A 282-nucleotide genomic window follows, 5' to 3' on the forward strand; every position below is an offset into this window, starting at 1 on the left:
CTGCACTGCTTCACGATTTTTCGCAGCACTATCCAAAAATAAACTTCGAGATCGTCGTGGGATCAACACTGGAATTAGCCAATGCACTAAATGAAAACCGAATTGATTTCGCCTTATGCTCACTTCCTCACGAGAAACATTTTGCTTACGAGGAATTGTTTCAAGAAGAGCTTTGCTGCATTACCTCACTCTCAAACCCATTAATCATCAATGAGCTAGCCGACCTTGAAGGGAGCCATCTCTATCGTTCCAAGTCTGACTGTCCAGCTCGCACAAAAATTG

The 282-nt window shown here is 43.3% G+C and carries 1 protein-coding gene; it reads left to right on the plus strand.

The window, feature by feature from the left end; genetic code table 11:
- The coding region (locus Q5762_RS37975; protein WP_315896871.1) for a LysR family transcriptional regulator substrate-binding protein at positions 1-282 on the plus strand (282 nt) is incomplete at both ends.

Source organism: Streptomyces sp. P9(2023), from assembly GCF_032436795.1.
Lineage (GTDB): Bacteria > Actinomycetota > Actinomycetes > Streptomycetales > Streptomycetaceae > Streptomyces.